Below are 20,759 nucleotides of genomic sequence, written 5' to 3'. Positions count from 1 at the left end.
CTAGAGCTTCTCGCTTCGAAGTCGCTCGAACAGTTCGACCTCATTGCTGATGCCCAGCTTCCGCTTGGCATTGCTCTTCTGGCGGCTGATGGTGGTGATGCTGCGATGGAGCTTCGCGGCGATCTCCGTGAAGGTCAGGCCGGAGGCAAGCAGCCTGAGTACTTCCACCTCCCGGGGCGAGGGCATGCGGTTGACCAGGCCGGTTTCAGTGACGCCGGAACTGCTGGCAAAGCGATCCTTGATGCCGGACCCGATGTAGGGCAGGCCGCGGTATACCGCCTGGATCGCCGTGCTCAGCTCGCTGGCCGTCGAGCCCTTGTCCAACAGGCCCAGCACGCCCACCGAGCGGGCCGCACGCAGCAGACCCAGGTTGGTGGCGGCCGTGAGCAGCAGGATCGGAATGTCGGGATGTCGCCTGCGCACCACGGTGATCATGGACAGGCCGTCGGCCTGCTGCCCATCCGGCATGGCAAGGTCGGTGACCAGGACGTCGCAGGGATGCTCCTTCAGCATGTTCAGGAGTTCTTCGGCGCTACTGGCTTCGGCAACGATCGTGCCGACGCCGCTGAGCTCGATGACGCGCCGGGTCCCAAGCCGTATCAGGGTGTGATCATCGGCGATGATGATTCGCAGGCTCACAGCGATTAACTCCCGGTCGATGCAACATTGGAAATAGGAAGCGTCACGATTCGGGCTCGCACGGAAGCCCGAACGTCAGTCGGCCCTACTGACGGTCCGTCATCGCGAATCTCATGTTACTGCTGCAATCAGAGTCACGCACCGGTACGCAGGAATGCGCCATTCTGGCCGGTATCCTGTCGTTTCTCCGTTTGGTCGCCACCGGCATTCGGCGGGCACCTGCAGGTTCCCGGCGACCCATCCAGCGCGCTCGCAGATGATGCGCAATGTCGCAGCATATGAAACATACAATAACTACGATAATGAACGCCCGGCGCAACGCCGATACGCATGCATTCATCTGTGGTGTGGGTTGGCGGCCAAAAAAATCGCCGACAAGGCCGGCGATTCAAGTTTCTCCCCCTGTCCGGGGTAGACCGGGGAGAACCACCGTGGCAGGGAGTCGGCCGCGGTGATCCGATCATTGTTTTCTCGGTGACGCATGTCAGACGCATGGCGCATGGAGAAATGCGCAGCCCCAGTCTGCTGAGCGTGCCGTTCCTGTGCAATGCAATTCCTGTTGTTCTAACCAGGCGCTGAACATGGTCGTGCCGAGGGCGCAGTGCGCACACGTATCGTAGGTATTGCATGGCCTGTGTGACTAACGATTGATAGCCTTGTTTCGGTTGCGGAGACTCGGATCACATATTCATCGGTCCGCGTCATTCCACGCGCCACTACCACTACCCACAGAAACCAGGCAGGCCCTCAATGAAGAAACACATCCTCGGCACTTTCGTACTGCTCACCGTTGGCGCGTTCGCTGCCCAGACCGCATCCGCCTTCGACGGCACCATTACCTTCACCGGCGCCGTCACGTCGCAGACGTGCGATATCGATGGTAATGGTGGTGGTGTCTCGGACTTCGAAGTCGCGCTTCCCACCGTGTCGATCGGCACGCTTGCGAGTACTGGCTCGACCGCGGGCGCGACGCCGTTCACGATCAAGCTGACGAACTGCACGCCGGGTACCGGCAACGTTCACACCTACTTCGAGCCCGGCGCCCTGACCAACGCGGCCACCGGCAACCTCGCGCTCGAAGCGGGCGGCGCGGTCGATGTGGAGATCGGCATCTTCGACAACAACACGAAGATCATGATGGGTGCAACGGACGCGGACCAGAGCTCCCCGGTCGTCGCGCTCGTTGGCGGTGCGGCATCGATCAACTACATCGCCAAGTATGTGTCCGTCGCCGACACTGTCAGCGCCGGTGCGGCCAATAGCCACGTGGCCTACACGATCGTTTACGAGTAAGCCCATTCCCCGATCGACCAAGGGCGACGAGACGCTGTGAATGCGCCAGTCGCCTGCGGTCGCGCCATGCCCAGGGATCGGGAAGGAATCCTGCTGATCCATGCATATGAACTGTAAACCACGACTGCTTCTCCACACGCTCGCGCTGACGCTCGGGCTGGCGACGATGCTCCCCGCGAATGCCTCCGTGGTGATCGCCAATACCCGGGTCGTCTACAAGGCCGAGGACCGCGAGACCACGATAAAGCTCAACAATGCGGGCAGGGCGCCTGCACTGACCCAGAGCTGGATCGATGCCGGCAACCCGAAGGCGTCGCCCTCGGATTCCAATGCCCCCTTTACTGTGACGCCACCGGTGGCACGTATCGACCCCGGCAAGGCGCAGACACTGCGCATCTTCTACACCGGTGAGCCGCTGCCGAAGGATCGGGAGTCCGTGTTCTGGCTCAACGTGCTGGAGGTTCCGCCGAAGGCGACCGGCGCGGATGCGGAGCACAACAAGCTGCAGATGGCATTCCGGTCCCGCATCAAGCTCTTCTTCCGTCCCACGGGGCTGAGCGGTACCCCGGAACTTGCTGCGCAGCAGGTTGAATGGCGTCTTGTGCGTGACGGCAAGCAGGTCGCGGTCGAGGGGCGTAACGCCTCCGCCTTCCACGTCACCGTCTCAGCGCTGAGCCTGGTGGGCGACGGCGGCACGGTGCAGGCCAAGGAGGGCGGCATGATCGGGCCGGGTGAGACGAAGCGCTTCTCGCTGACGGGGGCGACGCCTTCTGCGCCGCCGTCCAGCGTCCACTACGAAACGATCAATGACTACGGCGGCGCGACTAAAAGCGAAGCCGCGCTCCACGCTTCGTCGTCGGCAGGTACCGACTGAGTTACCTCCGTACGCCAGGACGAGACCGTCCCCACGCGCTCTCTTGATGGCTGGAAGGCTTGAAGAATGAAAAAGTTGCCGAAGTCACCACCAGGCGCCTGCTGGTTCAGGACAACAGGCGCGGTGGTTCTGTCCATGTACGCCAGCGTCTGCGCGCAGGCCGAAGGCCTGCCGGACAATGACAGTGATGCGCCGGCGGAGGTGGAATTCAACACGGCCTTCATCCGGGAGTCCGACGATACTGCGATCGACCTTGCCCGCTTCAACAAGGGCAACCAGGCACCCGCCGGCACCTATCTGGCCGATGTGGTGACGAATGGGAACTGGTCCGGCCGCGCGGACGTGGAACTCCGCGCCCGAAGTGAAAGAAACGCTGCTGTCGTCGCATGTTTTGATCGAGCGCTGCTGGAGCTGGTCGGCGTGGACCTGGGCAAGATCCCGACGGGTGTCGTTATCCCCTCGGGCGGCAGTGCGTCGCCCTGTGTGCCCCTGTCCGACCTGGTCCCCGGTGCCTTCGCCACGTTCGACAACGGCGAGCAGCGGCTGCTGGTCACCGTGCCGCAGGCGTTCATGCGCCGGTCCGCGCGTGGCTACGTCGATCCCCAGTACTGGGACGAGGGCATCACGTCCGCACGGCTCCAATACAACGCGAACGCCTACCAATCCAACGGTGCAGGTCAGTCCGTCACCCGTGGCTACGTGGGGCTGGATGGCGGCGTCAACGTCGGCGCATGGCGTCTTCGCAGTACGGGTTCGTTGACCGCGGACAAGACGGGGGCGGAGTACCAGGGCATCCAAACCAACCTGTCACGGGCAATCCCGTCGTGGAAGAGCAGGCTGGTGCTCGGGGATACCTTCACCGATGGCATGGTCTTCGACAGCGTCGGCCTGCGTGGCGCGGTGCTGAGCAGCGACGATCGCATGCGTCCGGAATCCCAGCGTGGTTACGCACCCACCATTCGCGGTATCGCCGAAAGCAACGCGCTGGTTCAGATCCGCCAGCACGGCAACGTTCTCTATGAAACCACGGTGGCACCGGGGGCATTCGAGATCGACGATCTTTATCCGACGGGCTACGGCGGCGAGCTGGAGGTTGTCGTGACCGAAGCCGATGGGCGCGTGCGTATCAGCACCGTTCCTTTCGCCAGGGCAGTGAATGCACTGCGGCCGGGAGTGACCCGCTACAGCGCCGGCATTGGCCAGTACCGCGATGCGAGCGTTGCCGCCGAACCGTTGGTTTCCCAGTTCACCCTTCAGCACGGCTTTTCCAACCTTGTGACCGGGTATGGGGGCGCGATCTTGGCGGACGGCTACACGGCAGGGGCCGCAGGTATTGCGCTGAACACGCGCATCGGTGCATTCAGCGCCGATGTGACCCATGCCGTTACGCGCGTTCGCGACGAGCCCCAGCGTGCCGGACAAAGCTATCGCTTGGCGTACAGCACGTTGTTCGCACCTACCGATACCAGCCTGACCCTGGCTGCCTATCGCTATTCGAGCAGCGGTTATCTCGACCTTCCCACCGCGATGCGGTTGCACGCGGGGGCGCACATGGGAACCACCGGGGAACCGGGCGTTCGCCGCGACACGTTTCAGCTGGCTCTCAATCAGCGCCTTCCCGCAGGCTTTGGCGCGATCTATGCGTCCGGCTCTGCCCAGGGGTATTGGGGGCAGTCCCAGTCGGAGGTGCAGTACCAGGCGGGATACAGCAATAGTTATAAGCGTCTCAACTACGGAGTGTCGGCCTCGCGGCAGTTTCTGCCCGCCACCGGACGTTGGGACAACGCGATGCTGCTGACTCTTAGCCTGCCCCTGAGCAGCAGCGCACACGCTCCCTACACCACGACCAGCGTGCAGAGCGGCCCCGCCGGTGCCACGAGCGTCCGCCAGGCACTGACCGGGGTGGCGGCCGTGGACGAGGCCCTGACGTACGGGTTGAGCGCGACCAGGACTACCGGCGATGGCAGGTCCACGACCCGGCTGAGCGGCAATGCGGCCTACGTGCTCCCCAAGGCCACGCTCTCCGCAAGCGTGGGCAGCAACGGCTCCAACCGCCAGCTGAGTGCAGGTGCGTCCGGCATGGTGGTGGCTTATTCCGGGGGCCTTGCCTTCTCCCCGACGGGCGGCGACACCATTGCGATCATCGAAGCAGCGGGCGCGGGCGGTGCACGGGTTGCCAATGGCAACGGCTTGTTGCTCGATTCGCGTGGGCGCGCAGTGGTGTCCAATCTCATTCCCTTTGCCAGCAACAGCATCGAGATCGATCCCAAGGGATTGCCGCTGAGTGTGGAGCTCAAGGGCACCGAGGCACGCGTGGTGCCCACCGACGGTGCCGTCGTGCTGGCCAGGATCGAAACCGAGAGCGGGGGCCGATCCGCATTGATCCAGGCTCAGAGCCTCACGGGTTCGCCGCTGCCGTTCGGCGCCGAGGTTCTCGATGCAGAGGGCGGCAATGTGGGAACGGTAGCCCAGGCCGGCCGCATTGTGGTGCGCAGGCTGAAATCCACCCGTGGAACGTTGACCGTCCGTTGGGGGCAGGGCGCGGAATCCACGTGCCAGCTCAACTACACGCTTCCTGATGCCGTTGGGAAAAATGATGCGATGACCATGGTGAAAAGCGAATGTCAGTAATCAAACTCCGTGGTAGGCGTCATGGCCGCCGCGTTGCAACAGTGTTCTTCGCACTCATGCTTGCGAGCATCGCGCCATCTGCGCTCGCCGCCGTCATATGCACCGGCGGCGATCGCGCCATATCGCTGCCGCTGCCGGCCAGCATCACGGTTCCTCGCGATGCGCCTGTGGGGACACAGCTGACCGGGTGGGCGCTGTCACCGGCGGATTCGGAGCTGTTCAACTGCAAGGGGGCACTCTCGACAGATAAAGTGGGGATCCGCGTTGAATCGATGGTGCCCACACCAACGGGAGGTACGCTTGTCGACGGCGGCGTGACGTACAGGGTCTTTGAAACGTCGCTGCCCGGCGTCGGCATCGTGATCGGCTACATGGTGTATGCCAATGGCTGCGGATGGCAGACCGAATGGTCGCCACTGGGTGTCAATGGCGCCAGAACATGCAATTCAACGATCTACCCGGCGAACGGGGCCCAGCTCAAGGTCATGCTCGTCAAGACAGGGCAGGTCGCGTCGGGGTTCGTCAGCGCCATGCAGGTGGCGAAAGCGTTTCCCTATATCAACAGCGCGGTGGACAGGGCACAGAGTGCCACGTACTCGATAGGGACCGTGCGGGTCGATGCGCTCGCCTGCACGACACCGAACGTCACCGTGCCGCTGGGGACCCATACGTCAACGGAGTTCAAGGGCAAGGGATCTTCGACGCGGACGGTTCCGTTCAAGATCGCCTTGTCAGGGTGCCCGGGGCCGACGGATCTGGGCGCGCTCAGCCGCATCACCTATCAGATCGATGCCGTGACGCCCATCGTGGACGCAGCGCAATCGGTGGTCGCGCTCGGCGCCGAGGCGGGTGCGCGCGGTATCGGCATTCAACTGCTGGACAAGGCGGGCAATGCATTCCCTCTGGGAACGGCGACGCCGCTGGCGGGGTATGCCGGCGCGCAGGGTGATTATTCCATCGATTTCGGTGCCCGCTACATCCAGACAGACACAGCGGTTATGCCGGGCAGCGCAGACGGCGCCATGACCTTCACCCTCAACTACCTCTGATCAGCCGCCGGGGTTCATGCTCATCCCGCCGCCGGCCTTGAAGTACAGGACGAGGTAAACCACGCGCCAGAAGATGAACGCGTAGGCGCCGCAGACCAGTATCTGCAGGATCAGGTGGGACTTCATCCGGCTGAGCCGCCACAGGCCGTCCATCAGGTTGAGCAGCAGCAGGCAGGCACCGATGGCCGTGACCACATAGCCGACGATGGTGGGGTTGACCAGGTCCAGGTCGCCCGGCCCCGCGCGCACCACTTCCAGCCCTGCGGCGGTGATCAGGGTGGAGACGGCCATGTTGCGCGTGTTCTCGAAGATCAGGCGCAGCACGCCGTTGTCGAACAGCTGGATGGCGATACGCCGAATGAACGGAGGCAGCATGGTGGACGTCCTTCCGGTACGGATGTCAGGCTGCCACAGAGTTGCCCCGGGTCCATGAAGGCGGCGTGGATGGACCCGACCGGAGCCTGCGGAGTGCAGGCGGGCGGTAAGTAATACTACGCAGCCCAGGCACGCGCCTTTACTGATGCGTATGGCAGGGCGTCCGGCCAGACTTTGTTCCGTGGACACACTCTGCGGGCGAACGACGATGGCGAGACTGATTTCAAGGCGTGGTGTCCTGGCCATGGGGCCGGTGATCGGCGAGGGGCAGAGCAGCCTGTGCGGGATCTCCGACGTGGCCATCGGCAAGTACTGCCGCCTGCCAACGACCCGAGTGACCCGCTTCGGCAGCCATGCGCCGAACCCGCCTGCAGAGCCCGCGGGCACCGACACCGCGCGCGGCGATCCGCGGCAGCCCCCCCGAACCCCCGTCGCCAGCGCCACCCTCGATGCGGCCTACCGGAAGCAGGACTACCACATCACCGCCTGGCAGCCGCAGGGGAAGCCCGCCTTCGTACTGCTCATCGCACTGAAGGACCGGCAATGGATCCAGCCCGACGTGGTCGAGGCGGCTGACTTCGACGAGGTCTTCCGGAACGCGGTGGCGTTTGTGGAGCGGGTATTGGACGGAGAGGCGGAGCGGTAGGTCCGGAACGCCGGCGGCCGCTCGCTCGACGAAGATCATGAACGAATCATCCGCGGCCGCAGTCTGCTGGCAGGCCCATGGATTCACTGGGGGCTCACAATGAAGGTACTGCGCACACCATTGACACGTGTTTCTGCGTCAACTGTGCTGGTGCTGGGGGGCATTCTCTCGCTGCCTTCCAACGCTGCGTGGGCTGACGACACCTATGGCGCATCCGGATCCCTGTATGCCTTGCGCAATCCGGAAGACACAACCGACACGTCGCGTGACGCCTGGCGCTTCACGCTGGGCGCCGGCGTGGCAAGCATGCCGAGCTTCCCCGGCAGCGACAGTCGCAAGACCGAAGCATTCCCCGCCATTGGCGCAAGCAGGGGCAGCTTCTTCATCGGCGTCAACCCGGACGCGGGCGCGCTGCTGTCGCTCGGTGCATATTTCGTCGGCAATGAGACCTGGCGGGCGGGTGTCGCTGTCACCTATGACTTCATTGAACCTCGCGACGAATCGGACGACGAGCACCTGTACGGACTTGGCGATATAGACCGTACCACCCACGCCGAGGTGTTCGGGATCTACACCCATGACTGGGTGTCGCTGCGCGGCAGCGTGACCTCGGATATCGGCGGAAACTCCCGCGGTGCCGTGGCCACGCTGGACCTCACCGGGCGCTACCAGCCCGACGCCCGCTGGGTCTTCACGGCCGGGCCAGGACTGTCGTGGGTGACCAGCCAGTACAGCCGCGCTTACTTTGGCGTCACCCAGCAACAGAGCGTGGACTCGGGCTTGCCGGTGTATCGCGCGGGCTCGGGCCTGAACAACGTGCGCTTCTCCCTTGCAGGCGCCTACCGGCCCACGCCGCACTGGAACATCGGCGGCGCGGCCACGGCGTCCTGGCTGCAGGGCGATGCCAGCGACAGCCCGGTGACCCAGAAGAGCAGTCAGATGACTTACACGGTCTTTGCCAACTACCTCTTCTAAGTGGGTGGCTGCGCCCTCTACATGACCCGATCTGCTTGCAGCCGGCGCAAACGCCGGTTGCTGATCGTCAACCCAACTACCTCGCCGGACGCCATGCGCACGAGCGTAACCGTGCCACGCGAACCTACGAAGCGCTCGCCGCCGACGGATTCGAGGGCGAGCTCGTTCTGGCGAGGCCAGGACAGCATCAGCGTGTCACCTACGAGGCGAAGCGTGTAGGTCGTATCTGTTTCGACGCTGCGGTATTGCCCGGCGAACGAGGCCAACGAAGCCGCCGTAGGCATGGGCGCCACGACGCGGACGAACACACGCTCGGTGGGCCAGGAATCCTTGATGCGCAGTTCGGGTTGGGCGTCGTCAGGTGCGCCGGCGGCGGGCGGAATGAATCGCCACACGTGCGGCTGCGATCCCGGCCGGAACACTGCGCTGCCGACCGGCACCAAGGCAGCGCCCCCGCCGATCTGGCGTAGCGCACCGTCCTTCCACTCCGTTCGTACTACTTCGTCCGTCAACGGACTCCAGTAGACGCCGGCCAGAGCTGCCTGTTCGGCATCCGGCACGGCCACTGCCGGCAACAGCGCCGGTTCGGTCATGCGATCGCCGAGATAGATGTCGGCCACCTTGCGCGTGAGCTCGGTGGGCGAGGTGGTTGCAGCGTTGCACAACGCCACGATCGCCAGCCGCTGGTCCGGGAAGAGGGTGGCCTCGGTGCGGTAGCCACCGTCCACGCCATCGTGGCTCAGCATGGTCAAGCCGCGGTAGCCGGCCAGGCGCAAGCCGCCGCCGTACCCGGTCTCGGTGCCATCATTCAACTTTCCAGAGGTTCGCATCCAGCTCGACAGCGCTGGTCCGCCCACGCGTGGATCCAACAAATTCTGCTCCCACTTGAGCAGGTCGCCAACGGTGGTGAATACACCGGTCGAGCCGTGATAGTCGATGTTGGGGACGCTGATCCGCCAGCCGCCGCCTTCGCGGGGGCTGTAGGCCGATGCGCGGCCCCGCACAATCTCGGTGTGGTCGTCCTGGTAATGGGTGTGGGCCATGCCCAGTGGCTTGAAGATGCGCTCGTCGGCGAAGGCGCGCAGCGACTTGCCGGATACGCGCCGCACAATCTCCGCCAGCAGCGTGTAGGCGGAGTTGCCGTACACGACCTCCGTTCCAGGTTCGAAGTTCGTTTCGCGTTGCCGGCTCAACGCCCAGAGCATGTCTGCCTGGGTGTACAGATCATCGCTGCGCCAACCGGCCAGGTTCAGCAGCTGGCCTTGCTCCCGCAGGCCGTTGGTGTGGTGGACCAGATGTGCGATGGTGATGGTCTTGCCGAAATCGGGGATCTCCGGCACGTATTTGCGGATATCGTCGTCGAGTGACAGTTTGCCATCCTGCGCCAGCAGGCCAATCGAGAAGGCAGTGAACTGCTTGGAGATGGACGCCGCGTAGAAGATCGACTCCGGCGAGATCGCAGTGTCGTACTCCAGGTTCGACATGCCATAGCCACGCGCGTAGTCCAGCGTGCCGTTGCGGGAGATGCCGACCGCGCAGCCAGGCGTAGTGCTGCTGCTCCAGGGTGCGAATAACGCATCCACCTGCGCGTGCCGATCGACAGGCAATGCGTCAGCGGCCCGCGCAGGCGTGGATTGGGTGGCGCATGCCATCGCTATGGCGACTGTCAACAAGACGGAACGCGTGGTTTGCATGCAAGTCCTTTGGCGTACCAAGCGATGGTGTATCCAGCAAGCTAGCATTGCGCAGCGAGGGTCAGCGTGGCCCAGAAGTCACTTTCAGGTTGCCGTGCAGCCAGTGCGGAATCGATGGGGTAGGGGGCGCGCGAAATAGGGCCGGTCTTATGGATGACGAGCCAGGAGCTCCCCATACTCTTCCCAGAACGCTGGCAGGCACCCTGAGCTACATGGAAATCGTACCCATACTGGGCTTGGCCTTGCTTGTTGTGTGGATCTACAGTGCGTGCTCATTTCTCTATATCCCCATCAAGTGCATGGTCCTGTGGCGAAGGAATAGGGACATCTGGTTGTTCCTATCGCGACGTCGTCTACTACTTCTCGTTTTGGCGTACGTCGTTTCGGCGCCGCTTGTAGGTCTATTCGGCTTCCTTGTGAGCGCGTCGAGTGCCAGCGGAAGCCATGGCGTTGGGTACTCGGACACTGACGTGGCCATTGCCGAAGGCATCGGATGCGTGTTCCTTGCCGCGGCACTTGTCGCACTCGTCCTTGTCTTCGTTCGTCCCAGGCCGCGCTCGGATTGATTCCGCGCCAGGGGCGTCAAGATGGGCCGTGGCGTCATCGCCTTGGATTGCCCGGTACAGCTTGCGGTGCACGTGCGGACAAGGGGAGGGTGCTCTTTGCCTCGAAGCGCAGCAGGTATTCTCCACCCAGCCACAGGGGGTTACATGGACGTAAGAGCAGTTTTCGTTCTGGCGCTGCTGTGCGCCGGACCTGCATCTGCCCAGCAGGTGCACAAGTGCATTGAGGGCGGGAAGGCCGTCTATCAATCGGTCCCGTGCGCCAACGGTGCCCCGGTGAAGACGTGGAATGCGCCGCCAGATGCGCCCAACCCAGACCGTCAAGCCCGGCTTGACGCCATCCAGCGCGATCTCGACCAGCGGCGGCAAATGAGCACCTACGCGCCTGCACGCCGGAGCGGCACCAACGGCGCGGCTATCAGCCAGCACAAAGATCCTGGGCGCTGCGAACTGGCCAAGGCGCAGCGTAAAGCGGTATTCGACGCCGCGGGCCTGCATCGCACCTTTGAAACGTCCCGGCGCATGGACGACCTCGTTTACGACGCCTGCAAGTAGGCCGTTTCCAGGAGTGCGCGGCGCCTACGTTGTTGTCGCGCTCAACGCGCAAGGCCGCGACATCGGGGGCTGTGCATGCGCTGAAGATGCCGCGCAGCACCATGCGATGTCGCATTCGACACATTTTCAGCCAAGCCATCCATCTAGCTACCACTGATGGAAACAAATCCAGCACGCGTAAATGATTGTAATCAAATGAGATGCTGCGCGGCAGCATGTCTCAGATCGTAATTTGACGTGAATTACACGGGTAAATTCCGTTAACGCTCTGTTACGTTCGGTTGAGTGAATTGAACGCTCGTTATAGCGGGAGAGCATTCATGGAAGAGCGACATGGACATCAATCAGTGGAGATAAAAATGATGAATCAACGTTCTGCGCCTCTGCGTCATCTGCTCGCGTCCGCGATATCGGCGGGCCTGATGGCGATCAGCGCTGTACCCGTCATGGCACAGGAAGCCGGCAGCGCCACGACCGACCTGGACAGAGTCACCGTGACCGGCTCGCGCATCGCGCGTACCGGCTTCGTCACCCCGTCGCCGACGACCGCCATCACCGCCGAAGAGATCCGCGCTACCGGCGCGACCAACATCGGTGATCTGATGTCGCGCCTGCCGGCCCTGTCCCCGACGTACACGCTGGGCAACTCCACGCGCTTCATCGGTACCGCAGGCGTTGGCCTGATGGACCTGCGTGGCATGGGCACCTCGCGAACGTTGGTGTTGGTCAACGGCCGCCGCCACGTTGGCGCGACCTCCGGCTCCACCTCCGTTGACGTGAACACGATTCCGGTCGAATGGATCGAGCGCGTCGAGGTCATCACCGGCGGCGCATCCGCTGTGTACGGCGCCGACGCGGTTGCCGGCGTGGTCAACTTCATCATGAAGAAGTCCTTCGACGGTGCGGAGCTGCGCGCCCAGACCGGCATGTCAGACGAAGGTGGCTTTGGACGTTCGTTTGTCAGCTTCTCCACCGGCACCGATTTCGCCAATGGTCGCGGCAACGCTGCCATAGCGCTGGAGTACAGCAAGCAGGACCGTTTCCGCCGCAGCGATCGCGCGATCGGCAACGAATTCCTTGTGTCAGTCCCCAATCCCGCGTTTGACCCAAGCGAGGCGCCGAGCGAGCGCAATCCGCAGACCATTCTGAGCGGTCCGGGTGGCAATCACTCCATCTCCTTCGGCGGCACCTTCACGCTGGGCACGTTCGACTTCCGCAATCCGTCGACCTGGGGCAACCGTTACCAGTTCAACCCGGATGGGTCGTTCCGCAAGCAGCGGTATGACGGCATCGTGGTCAGCAACACCTCGTGCACCGACTGCGATTTCGCCGACCTGAACTCCGTTGCCGATCTGCAGCCGGGCTTCGACCGCAAGAGCGTCAACACGGTGGTCAACTTCGACCTGAACGACAATCACCGCCTGTACTTCGAAGGCAAGTACACCGAAACGGTGTCCGACTTCCTGGCCCAGCCGTCGTTCGATACCACCATCCGCGTCCAGCGCGACAATGCCTTTGTCAGCCCTGAGCTGCGCGCTCTGATGGCGGCCAACGGCGTGTCCCAGCTGACACTGAACCGCTTCAACGTCGACGCAGGCCAGCGCGGCGAGCATGTTGAACGCAACACCCAGCGTTTCGTGTTCGGCATTGAAGGGAACCTGAGCGAGAACTGGACCTACGACGCCTATGGCAACTGGGGCCAGACCGAGGTCAAACGCTGGAACCTCAATAACCGCATCAACGAACGCTGGCAGGCGGGCTTGGACGCGGTCATCGACCCGGCCACCGGCAATGTCGCCTGCCGTACCACGCTAAACCCGGACGCCGTCAATCCGCACACCGGTCGGGTGTATTCGAGCTTCGCGCGGGAAGGCTGCGTGCCGTTCAGCGTGCTCGGCAATGGCGCGGTGACGCAGGCCGCGCGGGACTGGATGAACGTGGATTCGTTCAACTTCTCACGTATCCAGCAGACTGTGTTCAGTGCCTCCGTGGCCAATTCTTCGCTGTTCCGCCTACCGGCTGGCGACGTTGGCATCGCTGGCGGCGTGGAATACCGCAAGGAAAAGAGCCGTGAGATCACCGACCCGCTGGCCGCCCAAGGTTTGACCTTCCTCAACGCCATCCCCAACAGGATGGGGCAGTACGACGTGAAGGAAGTCTTCGTCGAAACCAGCGTCCCACTGCTGGCCGACATCCCGGGCATCTACTCGCTGACAATGGACGCCGCAGGCCGTTACTCGGACTACAGCAGCATCGGCGAAACCACCACCTGGAAAGTGGGTCTGGACTGGACCGTGATCCCCTCGCTGCGCGTGCGCGGCACGCTGTCGCAGGCCGTACGTGCACCGAGTATCGGCGAGCTGTACAACCCGCAAAGCGAGAACTTCGCCACCATCGCCGATCCCTGCAACTACCTGGTGACCAACACCAACCGTCCGTCGACTGCAAAGGACCCGGCACTGCGGCAGGCCAACTGTTCCGCGCTGGGCGTGCCGGTGGGCTGGATCGATACCTACAGTGCCAATCGCCCGGGCGTCAGCGGCGGCAATCCGGATCTGAAGCCGGAGCACGCGCGCAGCTTCACCTACGGTTTCGTGTGGCAACCAGGGTTCCTGCCGGGCTTCGGCATGTCGGTGGACTACTGGAACATCAATCTGGAGGACGCCATCGGCGCTGTGACGGCACAGACCAACGCCAGTCGCTGCGTGGATTCCCCCGGCGGGGTAGGCAACTCGTTCTGCGACCAGGTCGTGCGTGCACCGGCCGGCGGCTTCACCGATGCACAGGGCCGCCTGTTCCCTGAGCACTCGATCGTTCGCTGGACCGCGCTGAACGAGAACCTGGCACGCTCCCGCCGCATCGGCGTTGACGTGGAAATGGACTATCGCTGGAAGATGCTTGAGGGAGATGCAGTGGTCCGGTTGGTCGGTAGCCGTCTGATCCAGTCACGCGAGTGGACCTTCCAGGACTTCCCGGACGAGTACAACGAGTACGTCACCTACGTGACCGATCCGCGCTGGCGGGCGACCCTGCAGAGCAAGTACTCGCTGGGCCAGTGGCGTGCCTCGTGGGACCTGAACTACATCGACGGCAACCTGCGCGTTACCCCGAGCAGCTATTCCAGCAACCCTGGTTCGGCCAGCCCGATTCGAAATGGCTCGTACACCTACCACAACTTCCAGCTGGGATATCAGTTCCCGGGTGACAAGATCGACGTGTACTTGGGAATCGACAACGCCTTCGACAAGGATCCTCCGCGCAACTACTTCGGTGCCGAGGTGGGGCACTCGATGTACGACAACGTCGGCCGGTATTTCTACATGGGCGCGTCCTACAAGTTCTGATCCATCCATAACGGCAACACGAACAAGCCCGGCTCACGCCGGGCTTGTTTCGTTGATGTGCCAGAAAAGATCACGAGAAGAACGGCCTATGGGTGGAACGGGGGGCAAAGAAGCGACGTGGGGACGCGGTGTTGCTGGAGCTGGAGACGGCGGTAAGCTTTGCTGGTTATGTAGCGTTTGTGGCTCTGGGTACTGCGCTGCTCATCACCGGAGCCAGGCAGGGCTTGGGCGAGGGCTTCACGGCTTCTGCCTTGGATCTCTGTACTTATTGAGTACTGGTCCCGCAGATGCACGGAAGTGATCCGACAGCGCGGACGCGTGGTAGCACACTGTCAGTGCTCCAAATTGATGTCCCTGAAAAATACTTACAGAGAACACTGACTTGCAACGAGGCAGTCCGGCTTTGTAAGGCATTTCTAAGATGATCTGTGCTGCAGAGACATGATCTTAGTGCAAGTCGGAGGCCGGGGACTCGAACTCGGAACATGTAGAAAGGCATATGATTGGATTTTCTCCGATTAGGACTGCGTATGGAACTGGCGGGCGATTGGTGGCGGTCGCGAGTGACCGGTTTTGGCCGCATATCGGCATCGGCGGGGCAGGGGACTAGGAGGATTTATCGGTGGTAGGGAGGGATATCGCTCGCCCCAAGTAGGTCGCTAGCTCAGGCGCAAGAAGCACTATTCATGGCCTGAATTGGCCTTCTTTTAGGCGTCCGTAAGAACGGAGCAGACTAAGCACACCACTTGATCCAGGGTGTGTTCGAATGCGTGTTCGCCACTGACGAGAAAGAGCTGATGCGTTGGTTGCGCTGCTTCGTCCGGAAGGTCGGCTGTGCTGCTAGCAAAAAGACGGGATCGTGCTGGTTCTCGATCGGACGCGTCGTCGGCGCCAGCTTGGGCCTCGCGCCGAAAATCCTGATGGCCGTCGCCGAGTCCAATACGAAGCGGCGTCAGCCGTCCTCATTTTCTGAAACCGTTTCGCGTCCGTCTTGGTCGTCATCCAGCAACTCTTGGAGCTCGTCGAAGCTCAGGTGGTTGGATTCTCCCCGCACCTCAATTACACGTTCGATGACCTGCGGCGTATCCAGCTCGTTGGCCAGAACTCGCACTTTCATGGTGTAGCTGCCGGGTCCTGCGGGCAAGAGGATTAGATCCTCAGCGATCCGGCGGATCTCGCCGGGGCGGACGTTGCCTAGGTGGCAATTGAACACGGGTTGCATACCCTCCTCGTCCACCTCGGTTGTCCCGTCCCCCCTGGGGACAGGCCCGAGGTGCCATTCGTCCGCCGGCGGGTCGGGAACCTCCGACTCGGTCAGCATCCTGTAGCTCTGGCCGCCGTTGCTGGTCCAGGTGACCTCGAGCTTGATGGCGCTCAAGGCGAAGTTGGAGCGATTGCCCAACTCCAGCCGGATTCGGATGAGACGGTTCTTGGCTTGGAAGTACTCCGCCCCCTCGCGCCAGTAGTTCCGGTTCTCGAGGTTGTAGTTCGGAGCGGCTAGGTAGGCGGGCGGTTGATAGCGCTTGTAGTCGGGCAATTCCTCGAACGTCAAGAATGTCCGCTCGAAGTGGTCGGCCAGCGGCTGGTTCTTCTCATCCAGCACGGCTAGGTCAAGCAGGGCCTCGCCCCTGGAATGATCGGCCACCCCCATCCGGTAGATCTCGCGAGGAGTGGCGATGCCTGTCGAGCTCCCGCGGCGGACATAGACCGTGTTGGCTTCCACGTTGCCGAACCTCTTGGTGAGGTAGAACGGCCTGGGCTGATTGGGGACGGTGATGACGGCGATGTGCTTGCCGTCGAACAACTGCTCCTCGTACCTGAAAACCAGCTTGGTCTCCAGCTTCTCATTCACGAACTGCTGGAGCCTGGAATCGTCGATGGCGCCGTCGGCAGGAAGGTCGATCACTTCCGCCGGATACGGCGGGTTCTCCCTGAATCCCATCAGCAGGTAGGCGTTGCCGCTGTGATGTGTGTTGGCCAGGGCCAGGATATCCTTAAGCAGCTCGGACTTCTGCTCCGCAGTGGCTTTGGCGAATGCATAGCGCTCGGCCTTGTAGTCCAAGTCAGGACCTTCTCCTCTGCTCCGCAACTCTTCCAGCAGCGCGTCGGCCAGCATCTCGGGGTCCTTTCAGTGCTCGTTAACAGTATGGGGGGCAACGCCGCGGCGAGGCTCGCATTTCTTGCGCGCTCCAACGCGGCCGCAAGTGGTCGGAAAAAGGCCTCTGCGCCCTTGGACAAGCTGTACTCCGCGAACATCGCGGTGATCTCATCCGCAGTCGCCGCATCGATTCCGTAGCTCGACGTCAAGGCAACAATACCCCAAGTGGCGCCGATGTTCTCGAGCTGGGAGCCTTACTTGCCGAAATCCTCGAGATTGTCGCTTTGGGCACCAAGCTGGAAACGGCGCTTTGGCGTCAGCGCGGCGCATTTTCCGGGTGCAGCCGCTTCCCAGGATGCGACTTTACGCGCAAGCAAGCGGGCACGCGCCAAGCCGAGCCACAGAGAAGTCATGCGCAGCGAATCACGGTGCCCGTGCACATCGGGGATCGCTGCCCGGTCTGCAAGAAGGGATGTATCCAGAAAAAGAACAGCCGCCACGGTCCATTCCTTGGCTGCTCGAGGTTTCGCGAAGGCTGCAAAGCCAAGGACAACCTCCTCCGCTGCACTGACCTCGCGTGAAGGGTGCCGGAGAGGATCAAGCGCTATTGACCGGTAGTCCGGTCAATGTCAGGGCGCGGCTTTGCCCAGTCAGATCCTTGCGGTCCGCCACGACCCACGCGCTGACCATCCGACCTTTCATTTCGCGCTGAATTCGCGCGGAAATGTGAGATTTAGGGCACAGCAACAGCGCATTTATGGCTATTCGCCGGCTACAATCTGGCGATGAACATCGCCATCATCGCCCCTGAGAAATTTGAGTTCCAAGACTTGGTTTGCATTGACATCGCGCTTCGCTCCAGAAGCCTCGACAGGGTTCAGATGTTCGCGGAACCTGCAGGTGGCGAGGACGGTCAGCTGGAGTTCGCTTGCCTTGGCGCTGCCGCAACGGTCGAAGTGCAGGTCAAGGGGAGCGAGAGCGCATTAGATCTGGCTAAGCTCGCCAGCCATCTTGCTCACTTCCCTGATCGGAAAGGGGAGGGCACACTTCTGGATCGGCTCATTCAAGACGAACGGCGGTTTGCGCTCTTCGTTATTTCCGGCCGCTGTGTGGATGCCGTGTCGTCATTTCTGATCAAGCGAATGCCGGAGGATATCCTGCAGCGGAGCGTTTCGGCACCTAGTGCCGAGGCATTCCGGAGAGATTACTCGCGCGCGCTCGGAACTCTCGCCGAGGACGGCACGACGCTCTGGCAAACGCGTCATGCGCACCTGATCAAGACGGCCGCTGAAATTGATCAGGCCGCTCTTCGCTCAGCGCTGGGCCGGGTCTTGATCCTAGAGCAGCAAACGTCGGAGGACGTGCAAACGCGGATAATGAACACGCTGGCTGAGTTGGGCGTACCTACTGGATCTGCTGCGCATGCGATCGGAGAGATGAGAGCGCGAGTTCAGGGCGCCAAAGGAGATCGCATCGATGTGCTGGCCTCCATCTGTGATGTGATCGAGCGCCACGCGCCATCCACGATGCGGCCCAGTGACTATGTATCGCGTGGTTTGGAAGACCAGATGTTGGCGGGTCTCTTAGCGTCGCACGTGCTCTTGCTCTCAGGATCTCCTCGGACTGGAAAGACGTTCACGGCGCGTGAGTTGGCTTCAAAGCTCCAAGTGAAGGGTTATGAAGCCAAGGAATGCTTCAGCGTGCTCGAAGCTTCTCGGTTCCTTCTCGATGGTGCGAGAGCTTGGCGCGTTGCCATCCTCGACGACCCTTTCGGAGGCACACATCCTGTTCCGAATTCCGCTCAGGAGCTTGCACAACTCAAGGACTTAGTGTTGCGAGCAAACGCTACAAAGCTGCTCATCGTCGTGCAAGCGAAGGACCGAATATTTGGTGTGTTCAACACGAGCTCACTCTCGGGCGCTCGATTGCGCAGTCATGCCTGGGTCGATCTGGATGCACATTCTGCTGAGCTTGCGACGAAGCTATGGCGGGACCTCGGCAGTCGCGGAAAAGTGTCGAGCGTGCTCTATCAGTCAGTTCTAGATGCGTTTGGCGGAGGCGAGATTACGCTGTAACCCGGATTCCTGAGTTACTTGGCGCTCAACTCCGACCGCCTGGGTGAGGCGCCAACACTGGAGAAAGCACTGAGGCTCGCGAAGGAAGATGCATCCGATTTGGGACGAGCGTTAGCCGCCGAGACATCAGCGAGCCTGCTTCAAGTGCTGGCGATTGGAACGGCGCCAGGAATTTCCTTGGCAATGGATGAGCTCGCGTTTCTGACGAACCATGGTAGGACTGACCTGCCTGGCTATGTGGAGGTCAGCGGCAAGGAATCGAACTGGAGGCTGGATGAAAGCGTGCCCGCGCCCTCCGGCTTAGCCAGCTACGCGCCTGTGCCTGAACTTGCCGAGACGCATCGCGCTTCTGTCAGGAATCTCGAGCGAAGAGGCATCGTGGAAGTCTCTCCCGACCAACAGATCTCCTTTGTGCACCCGGTGTTTCGCGCTGCATCTGAGTCACTTGTCGATTTTTCGTCCACCTTTGATCGACAAGACCTCCTGGCGCTGATTGAAAAGTCGCTACTGTGTCTCTCCCCGCACACGGCGAAAGCGGCTGCCAAGAACCTCGCCTGGCTCGCTGAGCATGTGAAGGGAGACGGCTTGGAGGCGTTATTCCGCATAGCAGAGCGAGGTCTCGGATCAATCTTCATCTCGACTCGCGACGTCTGCTTCTCCTTCTTGGTCAGCCGCATGGATGAGGTGGGCGCAAAGCTCGACGACGTGCAGACCTGGATACGCCAAGCATCGTTCGTGTCCCTCAGTGACGTGTCATGGACTTGCGGCGAGGCGACACTGTCCAAGGTCGACGGTAGTGGAATGCTGAGTGTTCCTTCGTCGCTATCGTCAATCTTCGATGCGACTGACGCCGCAATGGTGCGAGCGTTCATGGAAGATGATTCTGTTCGATGCTCCGCGGAAGTTGCGTGGGAGGGAGCGAAGTTCTTCGATCAGAACCCGAAAGAGATGACGCTTGATTACATGCATCGCCTCCTTAGCTACGATGAGGCATCTATACGAGCCAGAGCCATTTCGTCATGGATCCGCGAGCATCGGGATCATGATGATCTGGTGCTCACACGAATCGCTTCTGAGCGCCATCCGCAGGTGCTGAGTGAAGCGCTTACTGCACTGCGCGACAGCTGGGCGAAAGTCTCTCAAGATCGGCTTGACCGGGTTACGTCCACGTTGGTTCGTGCTTGGTCAAATCCCTACTCATCGGTAGTCTTGATTTCGTGGTGCTTGGTTCTCGATAAGACGCATAAGTTCGAGGCATGGGGGCTGCTGGGTCGTCTCCTGCCTACTGTCCTTAAGCACCTGCCCGGCACTATCAAGTTCAGTGACGCGCGGCTGCACGGAATCGTGTCTCGCTCTGCGCCACATTTGAGCCACGCAGACATGGCGGCGATCTGCGCGGAATGGGTTGGACTTGTGAAGCGGATCAACGGCGTTAGATCGCCAACTGCGTATGAGATCACGGTCGCTGAGCTCATCGTGGAGTTCCTGCCCCCCGGCGCGTCGCGCACGGGCTTGATCCGAGATCTCCTCGATGTGCCAGGCACGGCCGTTCCGGCTCGGGTTCTCGCGGAAGTTTCCAATATGTGGCCTCAGTTATCGGTTGACGAGCAGGCATTGATCAAGGTGCTGCTTTCAGAGCCTCGCTCGGACTCACTATGGCTCAGTGCTGTGCTACTCACGCGACGTCATATTGATTCCGGTCTGCGCGAAGAACTTTTTCGCATGCGCGGATGGGACCCGGATAACAACAAGAAGCTGCGAGACTGCCTGCCTTCGGACGTGCTTCGGGCGAGCATCGGAATGTATGCGTCAGACACTAATGAGGGTCGGCAGGGATTCTTGTAAAAAACAGCCAAAAGTGAGCTAACGTACTGTGGCGGTTGAAGTTTTGCGACGCTTCTACAGGATGCGCTCTTGCACATTGAGCGATAGATCTAGCACCACGTCG

At 61.8% G+C, this 20,759-nt stretch carries 15 protein-coding genes; 11 read left to right on the top strand and 4 right to left on the bottom strand.

Going from position 1 to position 20,759, the window contains the following annotated elements; all coding sequences use genetic code 11:
- The gene (locus ACREPD_RS08460) at window positions 1-639 is read right to left on the bottom strand and encodes a response regulator (protein ID WP_431598902.1); all 639 of its coding nucleotides are present in this window, start codon (window positions 637-639) and stop codon (window positions 1-3) included.
- A gap of 750 nt (window positions 640-1,389) precedes the next feature.
- Between ACREPD_RS08460 and ACREPD_RS08455 the strand changes: the two genes are divergently transcribed.
- The 4 genes from ACREPD_RS08455 to ACREPD_RS08440 all read left to right on the top strand — a co-directional run bounded on the left by ACREPD_RS08455 (window position 1,390) and on the right by ACREPD_RS08440 (window position 6,486).
- A complete protein-coding gene (locus tag ACREPD_RS08455) occupies window positions 1,390-1,932 on the top strand; it encodes a fimbrial protein (protein ID WP_431598901.1) in 543 nt (180 codons plus the stop codon).
- A gap of 100 nt (window positions 1,933-2,032) precedes the next feature.
- Window positions 2,033-2,806: a fimbrial biogenesis chaperone gene (locus tag ACREPD_RS08450; RefSeq protein ID WP_431598900.1), complete on the top strand. Its 774-nt coding sequence runs from the start codon at window positions 2,033-2,035 to the stop codon at window positions 2,804-2,806.
- A gap of 66 nt (window positions 2,807-2,872) precedes the next feature.
- Window positions 2,873-5,437 (top strand): fimbria/pilus outer membrane usher protein, encoded by a 2,565-nt coding sequence (locus ACREPD_RS08445; RefSeq protein WP_431598899.1) that lies wholly within the window; start codon window positions 2,873-2,875, stop codon window positions 5,435-5,437.
- Window positions 5,428-6,486: a fimbrial protein gene (locus ACREPD_RS08440; protein WP_431598898.1), complete on the top strand. Its 1,059-nt coding sequence runs from the start codon at window positions 5,428-5,430 to the stop codon at window positions 6,484-6,486. The genes ACREPD_RS08445 and ACREPD_RS08440 overlap by 10 nt, the downstream gene beginning before the upstream one ends.
- On the opposite strand, the gene ACREPD_RS08435 is transcribed toward ACREPD_RS08440, so the two are convergent.
- Window positions 6,487-6,861 carry a hypothetical protein gene (locus tag ACREPD_RS08435; protein ID WP_421566944.1) on the bottom strand — a complete coding sequence of 125 codons (375 nt, stop codon included), beginning with the start codon at window positions 6,859-6,861 and terminating at the stop codon, window positions 6,487-6,489.
- A 244-nt stretch (window positions 6,862-7,105) separates the two neighbouring features.
- Between ACREPD_RS08435 and ACREPD_RS08430 the strand changes: the two genes are divergently transcribed.
- Window positions 7,106-7,507, top strand: coding sequence for a hypothetical protein (locus tag ACREPD_RS08430; RefSeq protein ID WP_431598897.1), 402 nt, complete (start codon window positions 7,106-7,108; stop codon window positions 7,505-7,507).
- A gap of 99 nt (window positions 7,508-7,606) precedes the next feature.
- Entirely contained in the window at window positions 7,607-8,482 is an 876-nt protein-coding gene (locus tag ACREPD_RS08425) for a MipA/OmpV family protein (protein WP_431598896.1), read from the top strand.
- 17 nt (window positions 8,483-8,499) lie between these two features.
- Here ACREPD_RS08425 and ACREPD_RS08420 read toward each other — a convergent pair whose 3' ends face one another.
- Entirely contained in the window at window positions 8,500-10,176 is a 1,677-nt protein-coding gene (locus ACREPD_RS08420) for a serine hydrolase domain-containing protein (protein ID WP_431598895.1), read from the bottom strand.
- A 710-nt stretch (window positions 10,177-10,886) separates the two neighbouring features.
- Between ACREPD_RS08420 and ACREPD_RS08415 the strand changes: the two genes are divergently transcribed.
- Complete coding sequence (locus ACREPD_RS08415; protein WP_431598894.1) at window positions 10,887-11,294, top strand: DUF4124 domain-containing protein; 408 nt, start codon at window positions 10,887-10,889, stop codon at window positions 11,292-11,294.
- Window positions 11,295-11,653: 359 nt separating this feature from the next.
- Window positions 11,654-14,638, top strand: a complete 2,985-nt coding sequence (locus ACREPD_RS08410; protein ID WP_431598893.1) for a TonB-dependent receptor domain-containing protein — start codon at window positions 11,654-11,656, stop codon at window positions 14,636-14,638.
- Window positions 14,639-15,590: 952 nt separating this feature from the next.
- Here ACREPD_RS08410 and ACREPD_RS08405 read toward each other — a convergent pair.
- Complete coding sequence (locus tag ACREPD_RS08405; RefSeq protein WP_431598892.1) at window positions 15,591-16,754, bottom strand: AlbA family DNA-binding domain-containing protein; 1,164 nt, start codon at window positions 16,752-16,754, stop codon at window positions 15,591-15,593.
- Window positions 16,755-17,020: 266 nt separating this feature from the next.
- Between ACREPD_RS08405 and ACREPD_RS08400 the strand changes: the two genes are divergently transcribed.
- The 3 genes from ACREPD_RS08400 to ACREPD_RS08390 all read left to right on the top strand — a co-directional run bounded on the left by ACREPD_RS08400 (window position 17,021) and on the right by ACREPD_RS08390 (window position 20,656).
- Window positions 17,021-17,317: a topoisomerase DNA-binding C4 zinc finger domain-containing protein gene (locus ACREPD_RS08400; protein ID WP_431598891.1), complete on the top strand. Its 297-nt coding sequence runs from the start codon at window positions 17,021-17,023 to the stop codon at window positions 17,315-17,317.
- Between the two features lie 204 nt (window positions 17,318-17,521).
- Complete coding sequence (locus ACREPD_RS08395) at window positions 17,522-18,811, top strand: hypothetical protein (RefSeq protein WP_431598890.1); 1,290 nt, start codon at window positions 17,522-17,524, stop codon at window positions 18,809-18,811.
- 18 nt (window positions 18,812-18,829) lie between these two features.
- Window positions 18,830-20,656 (top strand): hypothetical protein, encoded by a 1,827-nt coding sequence (locus ACREPD_RS08390; RefSeq protein WP_431598889.1) that lies wholly within the window; start codon window positions 18,830-18,832, stop codon window positions 20,654-20,656.
- The last annotated feature ends 103 nt before the right edge of the window (window positions 20,657-20,759 follow it).

The sequence above is a fragment of the Stenotrophomonas sp. genome, assembly GCF_050737075.1.
Taxonomy (GTDB): Bacteria; Pseudomonadota; Gammaproteobacteria; order Xanthomonadales; family Xanthomonadaceae; genus Stenotrophomonas.
The sequence above is the reverse complement of the archived record's forward strand: the minus strand, read 5'-3'. Positions and strand labels throughout refer to the sequence as shown.